At 68.5% G+C, this 17,142-nt stretch carries 14 protein-coding genes; 10 read left to right on the forward strand and 4 right to left on the reverse strand.

Annotated features, from left to right (window positions below):
- Positions 1–67: 67 nt before the first annotated feature.
- Genes acs through AC1DBL_RS03125 form a run of 5 tightly spaced genes read left to right on the forward strand, consistent with a single transcriptional unit; the run spans position 68 to position 5,388 of the window.
- Positions 68–2,104 (forward strand): acetate--CoA ligase, encoded by a 2,037-nt coding sequence (acs, locus tag AC1DBL_RS03105; protein WP_476925443.1) that lies wholly within the window; start codon positions 68–70, stop codon positions 2,102–2,104.
- Positions 2,105–2,147: 43 nt separating this feature from the next.
- On the forward strand, positions 2,148–3,389 hold the full coding sequence (locus AC1DBL_RS03110) for a protoporphyrinogen/coproporphyrinogen oxidase (RefSeq protein ID WP_476925444.1): 1,242 nt from the start codon (positions 2,148–2,150) through the stop codon (positions 3,387–3,389).
- On the forward strand, positions 3,386–3,808 hold the full coding sequence (locus AC1DBL_RS03115) for an SRPBCC family protein (protein WP_441416800.1): 423 nt from the start codon (positions 3,386–3,388) through the stop codon (positions 3,806–3,808). The genes AC1DBL_RS03110 and AC1DBL_RS03115 overlap by 4 nt, the downstream gene beginning before the upstream one ends.
- 57 nt (positions 3,809–3,865) lie before the next feature.
- Positions 3,866–4,339, forward strand: coding sequence for a type II 3-dehydroquinate dehydratase (gene aroQ, locus AC1DBL_RS03120; protein WP_441416799.1), 474 nt, complete (start codon positions 3,866–3,868; stop codon positions 4,337–4,339).
- A gap of 2 nt (positions 4,340–4,341) precedes the next feature.
- Entirely contained in the window at positions 4,342–5,388 is a 1,047-nt protein-coding gene (locus AC1DBL_RS03125; RefSeq protein ID WP_441416798.1) for a DUF2332 domain-containing protein, read from the forward strand.
- Positions 5,389–5,428: 40 nt separating this feature from the next.
- Here AC1DBL_RS03125 and AC1DBL_RS03130 read toward each other — a convergent pair whose 3' ends face one another.
- On the reverse strand, positions 5,429–6,610 hold the full coding sequence (locus tag AC1DBL_RS03130) for a MarP family serine protease (protein WP_476925445.1): 1,182 nt from the start codon (positions 6,608–6,610) through the stop codon (positions 5,429–5,431).
- 193 nt (positions 6,611–6,803) lie between these two features.
- Here AC1DBL_RS03130 and AC1DBL_RS03135 point away from each other — a divergent pair, with 193 nt between their 5' ends.
- On the forward strand, positions 6,804–7,481 hold the full coding sequence (locus AC1DBL_RS03135; protein WP_011693220.1) for a Crp/Fnr family transcriptional regulator: 678 nt from the start codon (positions 6,804–6,806) through the stop codon (positions 7,479–7,481).
- Between the two features lie 453 nt (positions 7,482–7,934).
- Here the strand turns inward: AC1DBL_RS03135 and AC1DBL_RS03140 are convergent, their stop codons facing one another.
- The 3 genes from AC1DBL_RS03140 to AC1DBL_RS03150 are packed head-to-tail and all read right to left on the reverse strand — an operon-like array spanning position 7,935 to position 9,591.
- Positions 7,935–8,846: an NUDIX hydrolase gene (locus AC1DBL_RS03140; protein WP_441416796.1), complete on the reverse strand. Its 912-nt coding sequence runs from the start codon at positions 8,844–8,846 to the stop codon at positions 7,935–7,937.
- Positions 8,847–8,863: 17 nt separating this feature from the next.
- On the reverse strand, positions 8,864–9,433 hold the full coding sequence (locus tag AC1DBL_RS03145; RefSeq protein ID WP_476925446.1) for a RidA family protein: 570 nt from the start codon (positions 9,431–9,433) through the stop codon (positions 8,864–8,866).
- 2 nt (positions 9,434–9,435) lie between these two features.
- Entirely contained in the window at positions 9,436–9,591 is a 156-nt protein-coding gene (locus tag AC1DBL_RS03150; RefSeq protein WP_175321496.1) for a DUF4177 domain-containing protein, read from the reverse strand.
- A gap of 37 nt (positions 9,592–9,628) precedes the next feature.
- Between AC1DBL_RS03150 and AC1DBL_RS03155 the strand changes: the two genes are divergently transcribed.
- The 4 genes from AC1DBL_RS03155 to AC1DBL_RS03170 all read left to right on the forward strand — a co-directional run bounded on the left by AC1DBL_RS03155 (position 9,629) and on the right by AC1DBL_RS03170 (position 17,111).
- Positions 9,629–11,983, forward strand: coding sequence for a transglycosylase domain-containing protein (locus tag AC1DBL_RS03155; RefSeq protein WP_476925447.1), 2,355 nt, complete (start codon positions 9,629–9,631; stop codon positions 11,981–11,983).
- Positions 11,983–12,930, forward strand: coding sequence for a metallophosphoesterase (locus tag AC1DBL_RS03160; protein ID WP_441416793.1), 948 nt, complete (start codon positions 11,983–11,985; stop codon positions 12,928–12,930). The genes AC1DBL_RS03155 and AC1DBL_RS03160 overlap by 1 nt, the downstream gene beginning before the upstream one ends.
- 534 nt (positions 12,931–13,464) lie before the next feature.
- On the forward strand, positions 13,465–15,282 hold the full coding sequence (locus AC1DBL_RS03165; protein WP_441416792.1) for an ABC transporter ATP-binding protein: 1,818 nt from the start codon (positions 13,465–13,467) through the stop codon (positions 15,280–15,282).
- A complete protein-coding gene (locus tag AC1DBL_RS03170) occupies positions 15,279–17,111 on the forward strand; it encodes an ABC transporter ATP-binding protein (RefSeq protein ID WP_476908370.1) in 1,833 nt (610 codons plus the stop codon). The genes AC1DBL_RS03165 and AC1DBL_RS03170 overlap by 4 nt, the downstream gene beginning before the upstream one ends.
- Positions 17,112–17,142: the final 31 nt, after the last annotated feature.

The raw sequence follows: 17,142 nt of genomic DNA on the forward strand, positions 1-17,142 counted from the left end.
GCGGTCCGGCGCCGCGGCGGCCACGGACGTTCCGTGCAGCACGGATCGATGAATGATGAGGTTCACCATGTCCCAGCAGACCCCCGGCTCCGCCACCACGACTCAGACGCCCAGGCAGGGCGATGCGTTCGAAAACCTGTCGCAGGAGAACCGCAGGTTCGCCCCCTCGGCCGAATTCGCTGCCAACGCCGTGGTCACCGCCGCCGACTACGCCGAGGCCGACGCGGACCGGCCGGCCTTCTGGGCCAAGCAGGCCCGCGGGCTGCTGAGCTGGAGCAAGGACTTCACCCAGACGTTGGACTGGTCCGACCCGCCGTTCGCCAAGTGGTTCGTCGGCGGCGAGATCAATGCCGCGTACAACGCCCTGGACCGGCACGTCGAGGCCGGAAACGGGGACCGGGTTGCCATCTATTTCGAGGGCGAGCCCGGCGACACACGCAGCTACACCTACGCGCAGCTCACCGAAGAGGTCAAGAAAGCCGCCAACGCGTTCGAATCCCTCGGCGTGGCCAAGGGTGACCGCGTGGCCGTGTACCTGCCGATGATCCCCGAAGCCGTCATCACCCTGCTGGCCTGCGCCCGGATCGGGGCGATCCACTCGGTGGTGTTCGGCGGCTTCTCCGCCGAGGCGCTCCGCTCCCGGATCGACGACGCCGAGGCCAAGCTCGTGGTCACCGCCGACGGCACCTACCGCCGCGGCAAGCCCAGCGCCCTCAAGCCGGCCGTCGACGAGGCGCTGGCCCACGAGGGCGACGGTTCCGGGCACACCGTCCAGAACGTCGTGGTGGTCAAGCGCAACGGCCAGGACGTCGACTGGCACGAGGGCCGGGACCACTGGTGGTCCGACACGGTCGGCGCCGCGTCCTCCGAGCACACCGCCGTCGGCCACGACGCCGAACACCCGCTGTTCATCCTCTACACCTCCGGAACCACCGGCAAGCCCAAGGGCATCCTGCACACCACCGGCGGCTACCTCACCCAGGGCGCCTACACGCACAAGGCGGTCTTCGACCTGCACCCGGAAACGGATGTCTACTGGTGCACGGCCGACGTCGGCTGGATCACCGGCCACTCCTACGTCGCCTACGCGCCGCTCATCAACGGAGCCACCCAGGTGATGTATGAGGGCACCCCCGACTCCCCGCACCAGGGCCGCTGGTGGGAGATCGTGGAGAAGTACAAGGTCTCCATTCTCTACACCGCCCCCACCGCCATCCGCACCTTCATGAAGTGGGGCAAGGAAATCCCGGCGAAGTCGGACCTGTCCTCGATCCGCGTCCTGGGCTCGGTGGGCGAACCCATCAACCCCGAGGCGTGGATGTGGTACCGGGAGGTCATCGGCGCCAACGCCGGGAAGAACGGGGAGAAGAAGGAGAACCCGGCCCCGATCGTGGACACCTGGTGGCAGACCGAAACCGGCGCGCAGATGATCGCGCCGCTTCCCGGAGTTACCGCGACCAAGCCGGGCTCCGCCCAGGTCCCGCTGCCCGGCATCGCCGTGGACGTCGTCGACGAAGCCGGCGAGTCGGTGCCCAACGGCGCCGGCGGCTACCTCGTCATCCGCGAGCCGTGGCCCGCCATGCTGCGCGGCATCTGGGGTGATCCGGAGCGGTTCAAGGACACCTACTGGTCCCGCTTCGAAACGATGTACTTCGCCGGCGACGGCGCCAAGAAGGACGACGACGGCGACATCTGGCTGCTCGGCCGGGTGGACGATGTCATGAACATCTCCGGCCACCGGCTCTCCACCGCCGAGATCGAATCCGCCCTCGTGTCCCACCCGGCCGTGGCGGAAGCCGCCGTCGTGGGCGCGGCGGACGAGACCACCGGGCAGGCCGTCGTGGCGTTCGTGATCCTGCGCGGGGACGCGGTCAACTCGGGCGACGCGATCGTCCAGGAGCTCCGCAACCATGTGAGCAAGGAGATCGGCCCGATCGCCAAGCCCAAGACCATCCTCGTGGTGCCGGAACTGCCCAAGACCCGCTCCGGCAAGATCATGCGCCGGCTGCTGAAAGACGTGGCCGAGGGCCGCGAGGTGGGCGATGCCACCACCCTGGCCGACAACACCGTGATGGCACAGATCGCGCACTCGCTCAAGAAGTGAGCACGGACCTGGGCGGGGCTGCACGGAACGGAATCATGCGGCCATGACGGATTCGTGCGAGGTGCTGGTGGTCGGGGCCGGCCTGGCCGGGTTGCAGTGCGCCCGGGAACTGCAGGCCGCCGGGCGCGAGGTCGTGGTTTGGGAGGCCTCCGACGCCGTCGGGGGCAGGATCCGTACGGACCGGGTGGACGGTTTCCTCGTGGACCGCGGCTTTCAGGTCCTGAACCCCGCGTACCCGGCGGTCCGGCAGTGGGTCGACGTGGACGCCCTGGCGCTGCAGGCCTTCGGTGCCGGCCTCCGGGTCCGGCTGCCGGACAACCTGGCGGTCCTGGCCCACCCCCTGCGGGAGCCGGGGCTCATCCTGCAGACCCTCCGCAGCGGAATTCTCAGCCCCCGCGCCGTCGTGGGGCTGCTGCGCTGGGCCGTCCCGGCCTTCGCCGGGCCCCTTCGGCGGAGCGGCCAGGATGTTGCGTTGCGCGACGCCCTCGACCGGGCCGGCTGCTCGGGCGAACTGCGCACCGTGGTGGAGCGGTTCCTCGCCGGCGTACTGCTGGAGGACGAGGGCAGCACCTCCAACAACTTTGCCTTGCAGCTGGTACGCGTCTTCGCGGCCGGGGTTCCCGGACTGCCGCGCGAGGGCATGCAGGCCCTCCCGCGGCAGCTGGCGGATGCCCTGGCCGCCCCGGTCCGCACCTCCACCCGGGTGGAGAAGATCACGCCGGACGGGAACGGGGCCCTGGTCACCGCCGCGGGGACCGCCATCCGGGCCCGCCACGTCGTTCTCGCCGCCGATCCGGTCGACGCGGCCAGGCTCGCCGGGAGCGAGGCGCCCGCCATGAAGGGAGTGCTCACACACTGGTTCGCCGCCGACTCGGCACCCACCGACGCGCGCATGCTCTGCATCGACGGCCGCACCCGCCCCGGCGGACCGCTGCTCAACGCGGCCGTCATCTCCAACTCGGCACCAAGTTACGCGCCTGCCGGCCGGCACCTGATCCAGACCTCTGCCCTGTTCGGCGCGGGCCGGCCGGTTCCCAGCGACGCGGACGTCCTCCGGCACGCCGGGGACATTTTCGGTTGCTCCACGGCCGGCTGGGAGCTGGTGGCAAGGCACGAAATCGCGCACGCCCTGCCCGTCCAGCCACCGCCGCCGCGGACCCGGCAACCCGTGGAGGGCCCGGACGGGATCACCGTCTGCGGCGACCACCGGGAGACGGCTTCCATTCAGGGCGCGCTTGTCAGCGGCCACCGCGCCGCGCTGGCCGTCCTGGGCCCGCCCGGGTGACATTCTCCGTTTCGCGCCGGGTTGCCGCGCCCGCCGGCGTGGTGTGGAAGCTGCTCACTGACACCGGGAAGTGGCCGGCGTGGGGGCCATCGATCACCGGCGTCGAACCTGCCACCGATGCGGGTGCCGTCCCGGGACTCGCGCCCGGCAGCCGCGGAAAGGTACGCACCGTCCTGGGGCTAGCGCTCCCGTACACCGTGACAGGGTTTGACGCCGGCCGGTACTGGTCATGGTCCGTTGCGGGCATCCCGGCCACCGGCCACCGGGTAACCCCGCAGGACGACGGCTGTCTGCTCACCTTCACCGTGCCCTGGTGGGCCCCGGCCTACCTGCCGGTCTGCGCCCTGGCAATGCGGCGGATAGAACGGCTCGCAACCGGTCCGGGGACCCCTGCCGGGCGCGGACCTGACCGTGATTGATGAACTCCGCAAGAAACAGCAGGGTACGGTCCGGCCCAACGCGATACATTGGCAGGCATGAGCGAAGCCACCCCCTCGGACGCCCGTCGCGGCACCATCCTGGTCCTGAACGGGCCCAACCTGAACCTGCTCGGCACCCGTGAGCCCGAAAAGTACGGCACGGCCACACTGGCCGACGTCGAACAGCTCGCCAAGGACACCGGAGCGGCGCACGGGCTCGACGTCGAGTGCTTCCAGTCCAACCATGAGGGCGCACTCGTGGACGCCATCCACGCCGCCCGCGGGAAGGCGGTGGGCATCGTCCTGAACGCCGGCGCCTACACGCACACCTCGGTGGCGATCCGGGACGCAATAACGGCCGTGCAGCTGCCCGCCGTCGAGGTGCACATCACCAACGTGCACGCCCGGGAAGCGTTCCGGCACCATTCCTATCTTTCGGACATCAGCAAGGCCGTGATCGCCGGCGCGGGCATCCTCGGGTACCGCTTCGCCGTCGAGTACCTCGCCGAGCTGAACGCGGGCCGGGGCTGATCATGTCCCCCGCGCCGGAGCCCCCGGGGACAGCCGACTGGTACCGCCATTTCGGCACCATTGACGCGCCCGGCAACTCCGCGTGCTATGCGGAGTGGTCCACGGCCATCGCGGACGACCCCGAGCTGATCCGGCGCATCGACGAGTGGCCGCACAACAAGCGCCAGCCGCTGCTGATGCTGGCCGCCGCCCGATTCCTCGGCGCCCGGATCGGCCCCTACGCCGGGTTCCGGGACTTCCTGGATACCCACTGGGACGGGGTCTCCCGGATCGTCCTCTCCCGGTCCACCCAGACAAACGAGGCCGGCCGTTGCGCCGCCCTGCTCCCGTCCCTGGCCCGGATCGCCGCCGCGGAGGGACGCCCGCTGGCCCTCATCGAGGTCGGCGCTTCGGCAGGACTGACGCTGTACCCGGACCGCTACGGCTACGAGTTCGACGACGGCTCCGGCGCCGTGACGCGGCTGCTCCCCGCCGGTGCCGCGCCCGGGACTTATCCCGTGCTGCGGTGCGCCACGGCCGGCCCGGTGCCGCTGCCGGCCGCGCTGCCCGCGGTGGTGTGGCGCGCCGGCATCGATTTGAACCCTTTGGACATCCGGGACCCCGACGACGTCGCCTGGCTGGAGGCGCTGATCTGGCCGGAGCAGGACTTCCGCCGCGAGCGGCTGCGCCAGGCGATCGCCGTCGCACGGACGGATCCGCCGCTGCTGGTGGCCGGGGACCTCAACGAACAGCTTGTGTCATTGGCGCAGCAGGCGCCGCCGGAGACCGCCCTGGTGGTCTTCCACAGCGCCGTCATGGCGTACCTCGACGCCGCCGGCCGCGAACGTTTCCGCGACACCATCGCCCTGCTGGCCGCGGACCGGGGCTGCCACTGGATCTCGAACGAGGGCCACACGGTCATCCTGCAGGCGGACGGCTCCAGCGTGGTTCCCGAAATGGACGAATCCCGACTCCGCGGCCGCTTCCTGCTGCTGGAGGACGGCCTGCCCGTGGCCATGGCCGGCCCGCACGGCCAGAGCCTGGAGTGGATCGAAGCGGCCCCGGCCTGACGGCGCCAACCGGCGGTTCCCGCCGGTTTCCTGCCGCCGACTATTTCTTAATGCACTGGCCCGGAGAGACGGCGTCGCCCAGCCCGGGGGCCTTTGCGGCCACGGGGCCGAGGTCGTTCATGGTGATGGCGAAGCCCAGCGAGGGCTCGGAGGTGGATTTCGCGAAGACGACGCCGGCCACCTGGCCGCCCGTGGTCAGCAACGGACCGCCGGAGTTCCCCGGCTGCACGTCGCCCGCGAGCCGGTAGACATCCTCGGCAGCGGCGTTGTTGCCGTAGATGTCCGGGACCAGGACGGTGGTGATGTCCCGCACCGTGGCCGGCTTGGACTGGAACGGACCGCCGTGCGGGTAGCCCGCGAACGCCGCCGGGCTGCCGGCCGGAAGGTCGCGGCCCAGCGACAACGGCGCGGCGCGCAGCCCGTCCACAGCCAGGACGGCGAGGTCATGCCGGCTGTCGAAGTAAACGACCCGGCCGGGGAGGGCTCCGCCGCCCGGGACCTCGACAACGGGCTCCGGGACGCCGGCCACCACGTGGGCGTTCGTCACGACCCGGCCGGGCGAGACCACAAAGCCCGTTCCGGTCTGGTTCTGGCCGCACTGGTAGGCCGTCCCGGCAATCTTGAGCACGGAGGCGGCGGCCTTGTTCAGGGGAGGGGTGTCGGTGCTGGCGTCGGGCACGGGCACGGCCCGTCCGCCGACACCCTCGAACAGGGTCGGGATGCCATCGCCGATCACGGCCGAACGCAACTGCGCCATCGACGTCTTCAGCGGCGTGGGGGTGACGCCGTCGATGAAACCGATCACCTTGGAGTCGGCCAACTGTTGGGAAACAAAGGGAACGCCGAGGGCGCTGATACTGAAGGCCAACATGGACATCACGAGGGCGGACACGGCGAGGTTGACCCCGCCGCCCACCACCCGGTCGGCAAGTCGGAGCGGACTGATTTTGACGACGCTGCGGATGCGCCGCCCGATCATGGTGCCGAGGCCGTGCCCCAGCATCATCAGCAGCACGGCCGTGGCAATGATCGCGGTGAGCCGCCAGCCGGGATCGTCGACGAGGTCGCTGACGATCGGGACAGACAGGAAGGCGGCCACGGCGCCCGCCGCGAACCCGGCGATTCCGCCCAGCGTCACCAGGAAGCCGTTGCGCAGGCCATAGATCAGGTAGGACAAGAGCGTCAGAATCAACGCCAGGTCCAAGATGGTCAAGCCGAACACCGGGGCTCCTTAGTGACTGGTAGGAACCCCATTCTACCGGCGCGGACTGACAGTTTGCCGGGGGCCCAAGGCGGCCCGGACCGTCACCCGCCCGGCGTTTCACGCGTTTCGGTGCCAAGTACGTCACAGAAGCCTCAAAATTCTGAAACAATGGCTGAAGCGCCCCAGCCGACACAGTAAGTCAGGAGATTTCATGGATATCGAGGTATTGCGACGCGCACCCCTTTTCGCCACGCTCGACGACGAGGCGTTCCGTCTGCTGACGGACGAACTCACCGAGGTGGACCTCTCACGCGGAGCCTCGGTATTCCGGGAAGGCGACCAGGGTGACCAGCTCTACTTCATCGTCTCCGGCAAAGTGAAGCTCGGCCGCACGTCCCCCGACGGCCGCGAGTCGCTGCTCGCCATCCTCGGCCCGGGCGAATTGTTCGGCGAAATGGCGCTGTTCGACCCGAGCCCGCGCACCGCAACGGCCACCGCCGTCTCCGAGACCCGCCTGGCCGGGCTGAAGAACGAGAGCCTCAACGCCCTCCTGCGCACCCGCCCCGAGGTCTCGGCCCAGCTGCTCCAGGCCCTGGCACGGCGCCTGCGCCGCACCAACGATTCGCTGTCCGACCTTGTCTTCTCGGACGTCCCGGGCCGCGTGGCCAAGGCGCTGCTGGACTTGGCCGACCGCTTTGGCCGCCCGGCGACGGACGGTGTCCTGGTGGCCCACGAACTCACCCAGGAAGAACTGGCCCAGCTGGTCGGCGCCTCCCGCGAGACCGTCAACAAGGCCCTGGCCGAGTTCGTCCAGCGCGGCTGGCTGCGCCTCGAGGCGCGCGCCGTCGTGATTCTCGACATGCAGCGCCTCCGCCAGCGCTCCCGCTAGGCACAGCCGCGACACAAGCCTTAGACACAGAGGGCCGGCCCGTTTTCACGGGCCGGCCCTCTGCGGTTTTAGGTGTTGTTCTCGGCTTCTTCCGGCGTCACGGAATCTGGGTCTGGCCGGCGGGACATGTCCATCCTTCGCCAACGCTCCCGCGGGACATGTCCATTCTTGGATGCCACGAGTGGGCACATACCCACTATGTCCAATGCCCAACTGGCTCAATAGACATGTCCGGTGGTCGAGGCGAGGCTCCAGCTGGCGTGTCCTGCCCTTGAGCGAAGGCCCGGCGGACATGCTCATCCCTGCACGCCAGGGATGGACATATACCCAATATGCCCATTGCCCGGCGCCAACGATGGGCATGTCCCGCGGCGGGCTCAGGTCCGGGCGGGCATGCCCATTCCCCGGCGCCAACGATGGGCATGTCCAATGGTCGGGCCGAAGCGGCCGACCCTACCGTTCCCGCTGCGGTTCCCCGGCGACGGTCTTGGCGGCCTCGACTTCCAGCATGAGCCGGCCGTCTTCCTCCACCAGGGCCGGCTGATAGGCGTGGGCCTTGCGCTTGTAGCTGAGGTAGGCGATGCAGCCGTTAGCGGCGGCCATCTTCTCCAGCATGATCTCCGAGCCCGGGACCAGCAGCTGGCCGAGCTTCAGCCCCACGGTGTTGGGCTGGCCCACCTCATCGCCCAGCGCCGTCGTGTCGCGCTCGGCAATGACCTTGCGGACGCACACCCAGCGCGCCCAGACACCCTTGCTGGCCAGCAGCGAGGGCTGCTGGTTCATCGGGATGGTCGCGGCAAAGTACCGGGTGTTGAAGCGTCGGTGGGCGAAGTCGGGGCTGAGCCAGTTCACCAGCGGCTTGAGCAGATCGGTCCGCACCGAAAGCCCGCGCTTGGCGAGCACGTCGGTGAAGGACTTTTCCTGGTCGGCGACGGCCTCCCGGGCGCGCATCCACTCGGCCGTGGACGTCGCCTCCACCGTGGTCGACAGGTCCGGACCGGCCAGCAGGACTCCGGTCTCCTCGAACAGCTCACGGATGGCGCCCACCACGTGACGTCGCGCCAGGCCGACGTCGGACGTGCCCATCTGCTCGGCCCACCACTGTGGCGAGGGGCCAAGCCAGCCCACGGCGTCGTCGTCGGACGTCTCGAGCGAGCCGCCGGGAAAGGCGAGGACGCCCAGCGGCGAGGACCCGGGCCGGTAGCCCAGCCAGGTCTCCAGGCCGGTGGGCGAATCCCGCAGCAGGACCACGGAGGAGGCGTAGCGGGGGGCACGGGGGGTCCGCTCGCCGTGTTCAAGCCAGCTGCGGGCTGCCCCCTCAAGATCCGGGGGAAGGCTAAACAGGCGTCGTGCTAAGTGCGGCAAGGGAAGCGACCGGCCCTCTAGGCGAATTCGGCGATCAGTTCGACTTCGACCGGAGAGTCGAGCGGCAGAACTGAAACGCCGACGGCGGAACGTGCGTGCTGGCCGGCGTCGCCAAGGACTTTGCCCAGGAGCTCGGAGGCGCCGTTGATGACGCCGGGCTGGCCGGTGAACGATGGATCGGAAGAGACGAAACCGACCACCTTGACGATCCGGGTGATCCGGTCCAGGTCCCCAATGACGCTCTTCACGGCGGCCAGCGCGTTGACGGCGCAGACCTCGGCGTAGCGCTTGGCCGACTCCGGGGACACAGTCGACTCGTCCGAGGTCCCTTCGGTCCCAGAGGAGACCTTGCCGGTGGCTTCAAGCTTGCCGTTGATGAAAGGCAGCTGGCCGGAGGTGTACACGTGGTTGCCGGAGATGACGGCCGGAACGTAGGCGGCCACCGGGGCGGCAACCTCGGGAAGGGTCAGGCCGAGCTCGGCCAGGCGCTGTTCGACGGCGGACGACGCGCCGGTGCCGGCGTCACTTTGGGCCGTGTTGGCGGGGCTCGTGGCCTGTGCCGGAGCCGCCGTTTCGGGGATGCTCATGGCTAGTTCTTCTCCCGCTTCAAGTAGGCAACCAGGCCGTTTCCATCGGGGCCCGGAACAACCTGGACGAGCTCCCAGCCGTCGTCTCCCCACTGGTCCAGGATCTGCTTTGTCGCGTGGATAATGAGCGGAATCGTGGCGTACTCCCATTTGGTCATGAAGTAAAGCCTAGTCCTTGCCGGTAAAGTGGAAAACATGGCGACTGGTAAGAACCCTTTATTCGACACGGCCACCACCCTCGGAAAGCTAATCCTTTTCCTGGGCGTGAGCGCGATTTGTGGTGTCCTGATGGCGGGCCTGCTGGTCCCTGCGGCCGCCGTCTCCGGCAACGCAGCAAGCGGTTCGATCAAGTTCTTCGAAACCCTGCCGGCCGAGCTGAAGGTCGACCCGCCGAGCCAGTCGACCAAGATCCTGGCCGCGGATGGCAGCGTCATCGCCAACCTCTATCTTGAGAACCGCACCCGCGTGTCGCTGGACCAGATGTCGCCGTACATCAAGGACGCGGTGATCGCCATCGAGGACAGCCGCTTCTACGAGCACGGCGGCGTCGACACCACCGGTATTCTCCGCGCGCTCGTCGCCACCGCGCGCGGGAACAAGCAGGGCGCCTCGACCATCACCCAGCAGTACGTGAACAACGTCATCAACTCCTCCCTGGAGTCCGAGGGCAAGGGCGACCAGGTCCTGCTGAACGGTGTCAACAAGGGCGTCGGCGACAAGCTCCGCGAGATGAAACTGGCAATCGCGCTGGAGAAGAAGTTCACCAAGGAACAGATCCTTGAGGGCTACCTGAACATCGTCTTCTTCAACCGCGACGCCTACGGCATCGAGGCGGCCTCCCGGCTGTTCTTCAGCACCTCGGCCAAGAATCTGACGCTGCCGCAGGCCGCGCTCCTGGCCGGCGTTGTGAACAGCCCGTCCTTCTATGACCCGATCACCAACCCGGACAACGCGAAGGTCCGCCGCAACCTGGTCCTCAAGGCCATGCTCTCGCAGGGCAAGATCAAACAGGCGCAGTACGACGCCGCCGTCGCCACCCCGGTCAAGACCAAGGTGACCCAGCCGCGCCAGGGCTGCGCCTACTCGCCGACGTCGCCGTACTTCTGCGATTACGTGCTGCACCTCCTGCTCAACAACCCGGCGTACGGGGCGGACACCAAGGAACGCGAGCGCAAGATTTTCCGCGGCGGCCTGACCATCAAGACCACGCTGGAGCCCAAGGCACAGGAGGTCGCGCAGGCGCAGGTCGACGCCGCTGCCGGTGCGAACCCGAACAAGTGGGGTGCAGCCCTGGTCTCCGTGGAGCCGGGGACGGGCAAGATTACCAACATGGCCCAGAACACGTCCTGGCTGCCGGGCAAGGGCAAGTTCGACACCCAGCTGAACTTTAACGTCGACAAGTACGACGACAAGGGCAATGACCTTAATGGCCTCGGCGGCGCCCAGCCGGGCTCCACTATGAAGCCGTTCACTTTCGCCGAATGGCTGGACGAGGGCAAGTCCATGAATACCGTGGTGGACGGCTCCGTGCGCCGCTACCCGTTGGACTTCCAGTGGCGGAACTCCTGCGGCGTCACCACGGGCGCCTACAGCACCCCGGAACACGACGCGCAACTGGGTGCCGCCGAGGACCTCCAGAACGCGGAGCCGGACTACTACAGGCCCATGACGGTGCTGAAGGGTCTCTACAACTCGATCAACACCATTACCTTCGCCTCGGCCGCGCAGCTCGACTTCTGCGGGATCCAAAAGATCGTGGACGCGGCAGGACTGCACTCCGGCCTGCCCACCCGTGACCAGAACCAGAAGATTGTGTTGGATGCGAACGGGAGGATCAAGGAACCGAACCCGAAGATCAACATGTCGATGCTGTCGAACCTCCTCGGCTCCACCCAGACCGCGCCGCTGACCATGGCCAGCGCCTTCGCCACCTTCGCCAACGACGGCCGCTACTGCGAGCCGATCGCCATCACCTCCGTGACGGATGCGACCGGGGCCAAGCTGCCCGCCCAGGCCACGAACTGCCGGGACGCCCTCAAGCCCGAGGTTGCGCGCGGTGTGAACTACGCGCTGCAGGAAGTCTTGAACCGGGGCTCCGGCTCGCTCATCCAGCCGCGCATTTCCACTGTGACAAACTTCCCGATCGCGGCGAAGACCGGTACCTCGAACAACAACGGCTCCACCTGGGTGGTCGGGCACACCACCGGTCTGGCGACGGCGGCCTGGTTTGGCGACCCGCTCGGCGACCAGGGACGCTCCGGGCAGAACATCACTGTCAACGGCCAGTTTTACGAAGGCATCGACGGTTACATGATCGCCGGGCCGATGTTCTCCAAGTTCATGGCCGAGATCGCCCCCTCGCACGGCGCCGAGCCGTTCCCGGAACCGCCGTCGAACCTGCTGTCCGAGCCGTACCAGCAGCCGACCAACAACGACGCGGGCCGGAACAACAACTTCATGCCGCCGGCGACGCAGAACCCGGCACCGGCGCCGTCATCCCCCGCGCCCAAGGCCCCGGCCAAGCCCGTCGACCCCCCGAAGAACAAGTAGTGACCGCCGGAACCACCCTGGCCAGCCGCGCCCGAAGCATCGGGCGCGGCTTTGCCGTAACCGCCGCCGCCGGCGCCGCCGCGGGCGCCGCCGCTGCCGGCTACGGGTTGTGGGAGAAGAACCAGTTCGTGCTGCGGGAAGAGTCGCTCGCCATCCTGCCGGCGGGGTACGGGCCGCTCCGCGTGCTGCACCTGAGCGACATCCATTTCGTCCCCGGCCAGACCCGCAAGGCCGCGTGGCTGCGCTCCCTCGCCGGGCTGGAGCCGGACCTGGTGGTGAACACCGGCGACAACCTCAGCCACGCCAAGGCAGTCGATCCCCTGCTGGAGGCGCTGCGGCCGCTGATGGAGTTCCCGGGAGTCTTCGTCCCCGGCTCGAACGACTACTTCGCGCCGCGGCTGAAGAACCCGGCATCCTACCTGCTGGGGCCGTCCAAATCGCGCCCCGACCCCGTCGAGCTCGACTGGCCGCGGCTCCGGTCAGGCTTCGGCATGGGCGGCTGGGTGGATCTGACCAACCGCTGCCAGTCGCTCGTGATCAAGGGCCTGCGCGTGGACTTCTCCGGCGTCGACGACCCGCACCTTCGCCTCGAGCGCTACGCCGGCTGGCCGCGCGGCACCAAGGGCCAGGACGCCAAACCGCACCTGCGGATCGCCGTCGCGCATGCCCCCTACCAGCGGGTGCTGGACCACTTCACCGAGGACGCCGCGGACCTGCTGCTGGCCGGCCACACTCATGGCGGCCAGATCTGCGTCCCCGGCTACGGCGCCCTCGTGGCCAACTGCGACCTGCCCACCTGGCGTGCCAAGGGACTGCACGACTGGGAAAGCAACGGACGCACGACGCCGGTCAACGTCTCCGGCGGAATCGGCACCTCACGCTTCGCCCCGGTCCGGATCGCCTGCAAGCCCGAGGCCGTGCTGCTCACCCTCACCGCCCGGCCCTGAGCCCGTCGGCCCCTCCCCCGCGCCAGCTCCGGAGGGACATGCCCAATGTTCGCGCCCTGACTCTCCGCGGGACATGCCCAATCCCGGCACTTGCTCCCCGTGGGACATGCCCTGTCTTCCCGCCCAGGGATGGACATAACGGCATCTTGCCCACTCCCGGCGTCCAGGGATGGACATGTCCCCCAGGGGCGGTCGCGAAGAATGAGCATGCTCGACTGAGCGGCCGCGGAATGGGCATGTCCCGAACCCGTGTGCTCGAGGAGCGGGCATGCCTCGAACTCGTGCCATCGAAAAACGGGCATGTCCCGCCGAGCCGCCGAGGAATGGGCATGTCCCGCTGGCATGCCGAGCGATGAGCATGTCCCCAGGGAAAGCCCGCACCTCCCCGTGCCATTGCGGAACATAATTACTGGGACAGATTCCGGAACGGCCCGATATCCTGTGAACCGGGTCACGCGATGGCCTAGGGTAGTTGCTACAGGAAACTACATCCAGTTGCGTAATCCATTTCGCAGTTGCAGTTAAGAAGCAGGCATGGCCAAGCAGACTCCGTTTTTCTCATCAATCAGCCGTCTCTATCCGCACGTCAGACCGATCATGCCGCGGCTGGTCATGGGCCTGCTGTCCGCCCTGCTGGCCAGCGTCGTCGCCCTGGCCATCCCCCAGGTGCTGCGCGTACTCATCAACGACTGGCTGAGGCCCGGCGGCAGCAGCCAGGCCGTCTGGATCGCCTCGACCGTGATCCTGCTGCTGGGCATCGCCGAAGCCGGGCTGGTGGCACTGCGCCGCCAATTCGTCATCAACCCGGCCACCACGGTGGAAACCCGGATGCGGGTGTCGCTCTACGACCATCTGCAGGACCTGACCGTCTCCTTCCATGACCGCTGGGGTTCCGGTCAGCTGCTCTCGCGCGCCATGACAGACCTGAACTTCCTCCGGCGCTGGATGGCGTTCGGGGCGATCATGCTCGTGGTCACCACGCTGACCGTGGTGATCGGCGTCGTCGTGATGTTCTCCATGAGCTGGCAGCTGGCCCTGATCTTCCTGGCCGCCGCCGTGCCGATCATGATCTACGGCTTCCGGTTCCGGACCCGCTTCAGCAAGGTGGCCCGCCGCAGCCAGGACCAGGCCGGAGACCTCGCCACCACGGTCGAGGAGTCCGTCCACGGCATCCGCGTGCTCAAAGCCTTCGGACGCAGCCGCGAGGCGCTCGAAAATTTCAATGAACAGGCCGAGGAACTGCGCCAGACCGAGATCGCGAAGGCCAAGCACCTGGCCGCCTTTAGCCTCGTCGTCACCTTGCTGCCAGAACTCGCCCTCGGTGCCGGGCTCGTCGTCGGCGTCATGCTCGCGGCCGACGGGCAGCTGAGCATCGGCTCGCTCGTGGCCTTTTTCGCCACCGCCGCCGTGATCGCCGCACCGGTGGAGTTCTGCGGCATGCTGCTGGCGATGGCGCTCACCGCCAAGTCCGCCGTGGACCGGCACTTTGAGGTAATGGACTCGGTCAACACCATCACCAGCCCGCCGCAGCCGCGCCGGCCTGCCGAGCTCAAGGGCGCCCTGGGCTTCCACAACGCCACCTTCGCCTTCGAGGACGCACCGGACAAGCCGATCCTCAAGGACATCAGCCTTGACATCCGCCCCGGCGAGACCATGGCCCTGGTGGGCATCACCGGCAGCGGCAAGAGTGCCCTGCTGCAGCTGGTGCCGCGCCTGTTCGAGGTCACGGCGGGCTCCGTCACGATCGACGGCGTGGACCTGCGCGACTTCAGCGTGGAGGAGCTGCGCACCGTCGTCGCCGTCGCCTTCGAGGACACCACCCTGTTTTCCAACTCCGTCCGGGACAACGTGCTCCTCGGCGTGCAGGGGCACGAGACGGAGGAGCGCCGGGAGCAGATTCTGGCCGAGGCGCTGGACACCGCCCAGGCCCACTTCGCCTACTCCCTGCCGGAGGGACTGGACACCCTGATCGGCGAGGAGGGCCTCAGCCTCTCCGGCGGCCAGCGGCAGCGCATCGCCCTGGCACGGGCCGTCGCGGCCCAGCCGAAGGTGCTGGTCCTGGACGATCCGCTCTCCGCGCTGGACGTGAACACCGAGGAACTCGTCGAGGCAAGGCTCCGTGAGGTGCTCGCTGACACCACCACCCTGATCGTGGCCCACCGTCCCTCCACCGTGGCCCTGGCCGACCGCGTGGCCCTGCTGCAGGACGGCCGGATCTCCGCCGTCGGCACCCACACCGAACTGCTCGCGGAGAACAGCCACTACCGCTACGTGATCGCCAGCCTGGACCCGGAACCTAGGGACCTGGACTCCGAATTGTCCGCCCTCGAGGCCGAGGAGGTGTCGCGATGAGCACGGCCACCTTCGGCACCGCCAACGAGGACAACGCCCACCTTTCCAAATCCGAGAGCAAGGCCGTCCGGCGCCGCTCCCTGGCCCTGCTCGGCTCGCTGATCCGTCCCGTCCGCCTGCGTTTCTGGCTGACCATCGCCGCCGTCGTGCTGTCCCAGGCCGCCCGCGTCGCCGGGCCGGCCCTGATTGCCTTCGGCATTGACCACGCCCTGCCTGCCCTGCGCGCCGGGGACAACCTCCCGCTGGTGCTGGCCGGCGTCGCGTACCTCGCCGCGGCCGTCGCGACCGCCGGGCTCACCGCCCTGTACGTGACCTCGACGGCGCGCCTGAGCCAGGCGATGCTGCTGGACCTGCGCGTGCGGGTCTTCCGGCAGACCCAGCGGCTGAGCCTGGAATTCCACGAGAAGTACACCTCGGGACGCATCATCGCCCGGCAGACCTCGGATCTTGAGGCCCTGCGCGAACTCCTCGACTCGGGGGTCAGCTCGCTCGCCTCCGGGATGCTGTTCATGATCTTCACCGCCGTCACGGTGTTTGCCCTGGACTGGCGCAGCGGGCTGCTGGTGCTCGCGGCCGGCGTGCCGATGTACTTCCTGGCCCGCTGGTACCAGAAGCACTCGCAGATAGCGTTCCGCGAATCCCGCGTCGTCTCGGCCCGGCTGATTGTGCACTTCGTCGAGACCATGACCGGTATCCGTGCGGTCAAGGCCTTCCGCAAGGAGCGCCAGAACGCCGAGCGCTACGCCGAACTCTCCGAGGAGTACCGCAAGGTCACCGTCCGCTCCATCAACCTCAACGGCGTCTTCCAGCCCGGCCTGGTGCTGATCGGGAACGTCTGCGTCGCGGTCGTGCTGCTTTCCGGCGGCTTCCGCGTCCTCAGCGGCGAGCTCGCCGTCGGCGTGCTGCTGGCCCTGATCCTGTCCACCAAGCGGTTCTTCCAGCCGGTGGACCAGATGGCGATGTTCTACAACTCCTTCCAGAGCGCCCAGGCGGCGCTGGAAAAGGTCTCCGGGCTGCTGGAGGAAATACCCACCGTCCGGCCGCCGAAAAACCCCGTGGCCCTGCCCGAGGCGAAGGGCAGCATCGATTTCGAGAACGTCGAGTTCCGCTACGGCGACGGCCCGGTCATCATCCCGGCCATGGACCTGCATATTCCCGCGGGCCAGACGGTCGCGCTGGTGGGCCAGACCGGGGCCGGTAAGTCGACGCTGGCCAAGCTGATCGCCCGCTTCTACGACGTCTCCTCCGGCTCGCTCACGCTCGACGGCGTGGACCTGCGGCAGCTGACGACGGCGGACCTGCGCCGGAACGTCGTCATGGTCACCCAGGAGGCCTTCCTGTTCAGCGGATCGGTGGCGGACAACATCGCCCTGGGCCGGCCCGAGGCCTCCCGGCAGGAGATCGAGGACGCCGCAAAGGCCGTCGGCGCCCACGAGTTCATCTCGGCTCTCCCGGAGGGCTACGACACCGACGTCAACAAGCGCGGCGGCCGGGTCTCGGCCGGGCAGCGCCAGCTGATCAGCTTTGCCCGGGCCTTCCTGGCCCGGCCCGCCGTCCTGATCCTCGACGAGGCGACGTCCTCGCTGGACATCCCGTCCGAGCGGATGGTCCAGGCCGGGCTGGCGAGCCTGCTGCAGGGCGTCAGCTCCGGCGAGGCGGGCCGCACGGCGTTGATCATCGCGCATCGGCTCTCCACCGTGGAGACCGCGGACCGGGTGCTCGTGGTCCATGACGGCCGGGTGGTGGAGGACGGCACACCGGCGGAGCTGATCGGCGGCGGCGGGCGCTTCGCCAAGCTGCACGGCGCTTGGAAGGACTCGCTCGTCTGATTCCTCCGCTCCGGTGGCGCTTCGGCGAAGC

The organism is Arthrobacter sp. 10T44 (assembly GCF_056393885.1).

What these genes read in the sequence shown, in the direction of transcription:
- AC1DBL_RS03165 (WP_441416792.1), top strand. Translation starts at nt 13,465, where the DNA reads ATGGCCAAGCAGACTCCGTTTTTCTCATCAATCAGCCGTCTCTATCCG.
- AC1DBL_RS03145 (WP_476925446.1), bottom strand. Translation starts at nt 9,433, where the DNA reads ATGAGCATCCCCGAAACGGCGGCTCCGGCACAGGCCACGAGCCCCGCC.
- AC1DBL_RS03155 (WP_476925447.1), top strand. Translation starts at nt 9,629, where the DNA reads ATGGCGACTGGTAAGAACCCTTTATTCGACACGGCCACCACCCTCGGA.
- AC1DBL_RS03170 (WP_476908370.1), top strand. Translation starts at nt 15,279, where the DNA reads ATGAGCACGGCCACCTTCGGCACCGCCAACGAGGACAACGCCCACCTT.
- AC1DBL_RS03110 (WP_476925444.1), top strand. Translation starts at nt 2,148, where the DNA reads ATGACGGATTCGTGCGAGGTGCTGGTGGTCGGGGCCGGCCTGGCCGGG.
- aroQ (WP_441416799.1), top strand. Translation starts at nt 3,866, where the DNA reads ATGAGCGAAGCCACCCCCTCGGACGCCCGTCGCGGCACCATCCTGGTC.
- acs (WP_476925443.1), top strand. Translation starts at nt 68, where the DNA reads ATGTCCCAGCAGACCCCCGGCTCCGCCACCACGACTCAGACGCCCAGG.
- AC1DBL_RS03150 (WP_175321496.1), bottom strand. Translation starts at nt 9,591, where the DNA reads ATGACCAAATGGGAGTACGCCACGATTCCGCTCATTATCCACGCGACA.
- AC1DBL_RS03135 (WP_011693220.1), top strand. Translation starts at nt 6,804, where the DNA reads ATGGATATCGAGGTATTGCGACGCGCACCCCTTTTCGCCACGCTCGAC.
- AC1DBL_RS03125 (WP_441416798.1), top strand. Translation starts at nt 4,342, where the DNA reads ATGTCCCCCGCGCCGGAGCCCCCGGGGACAGCCGACTGGTACCGCCAT.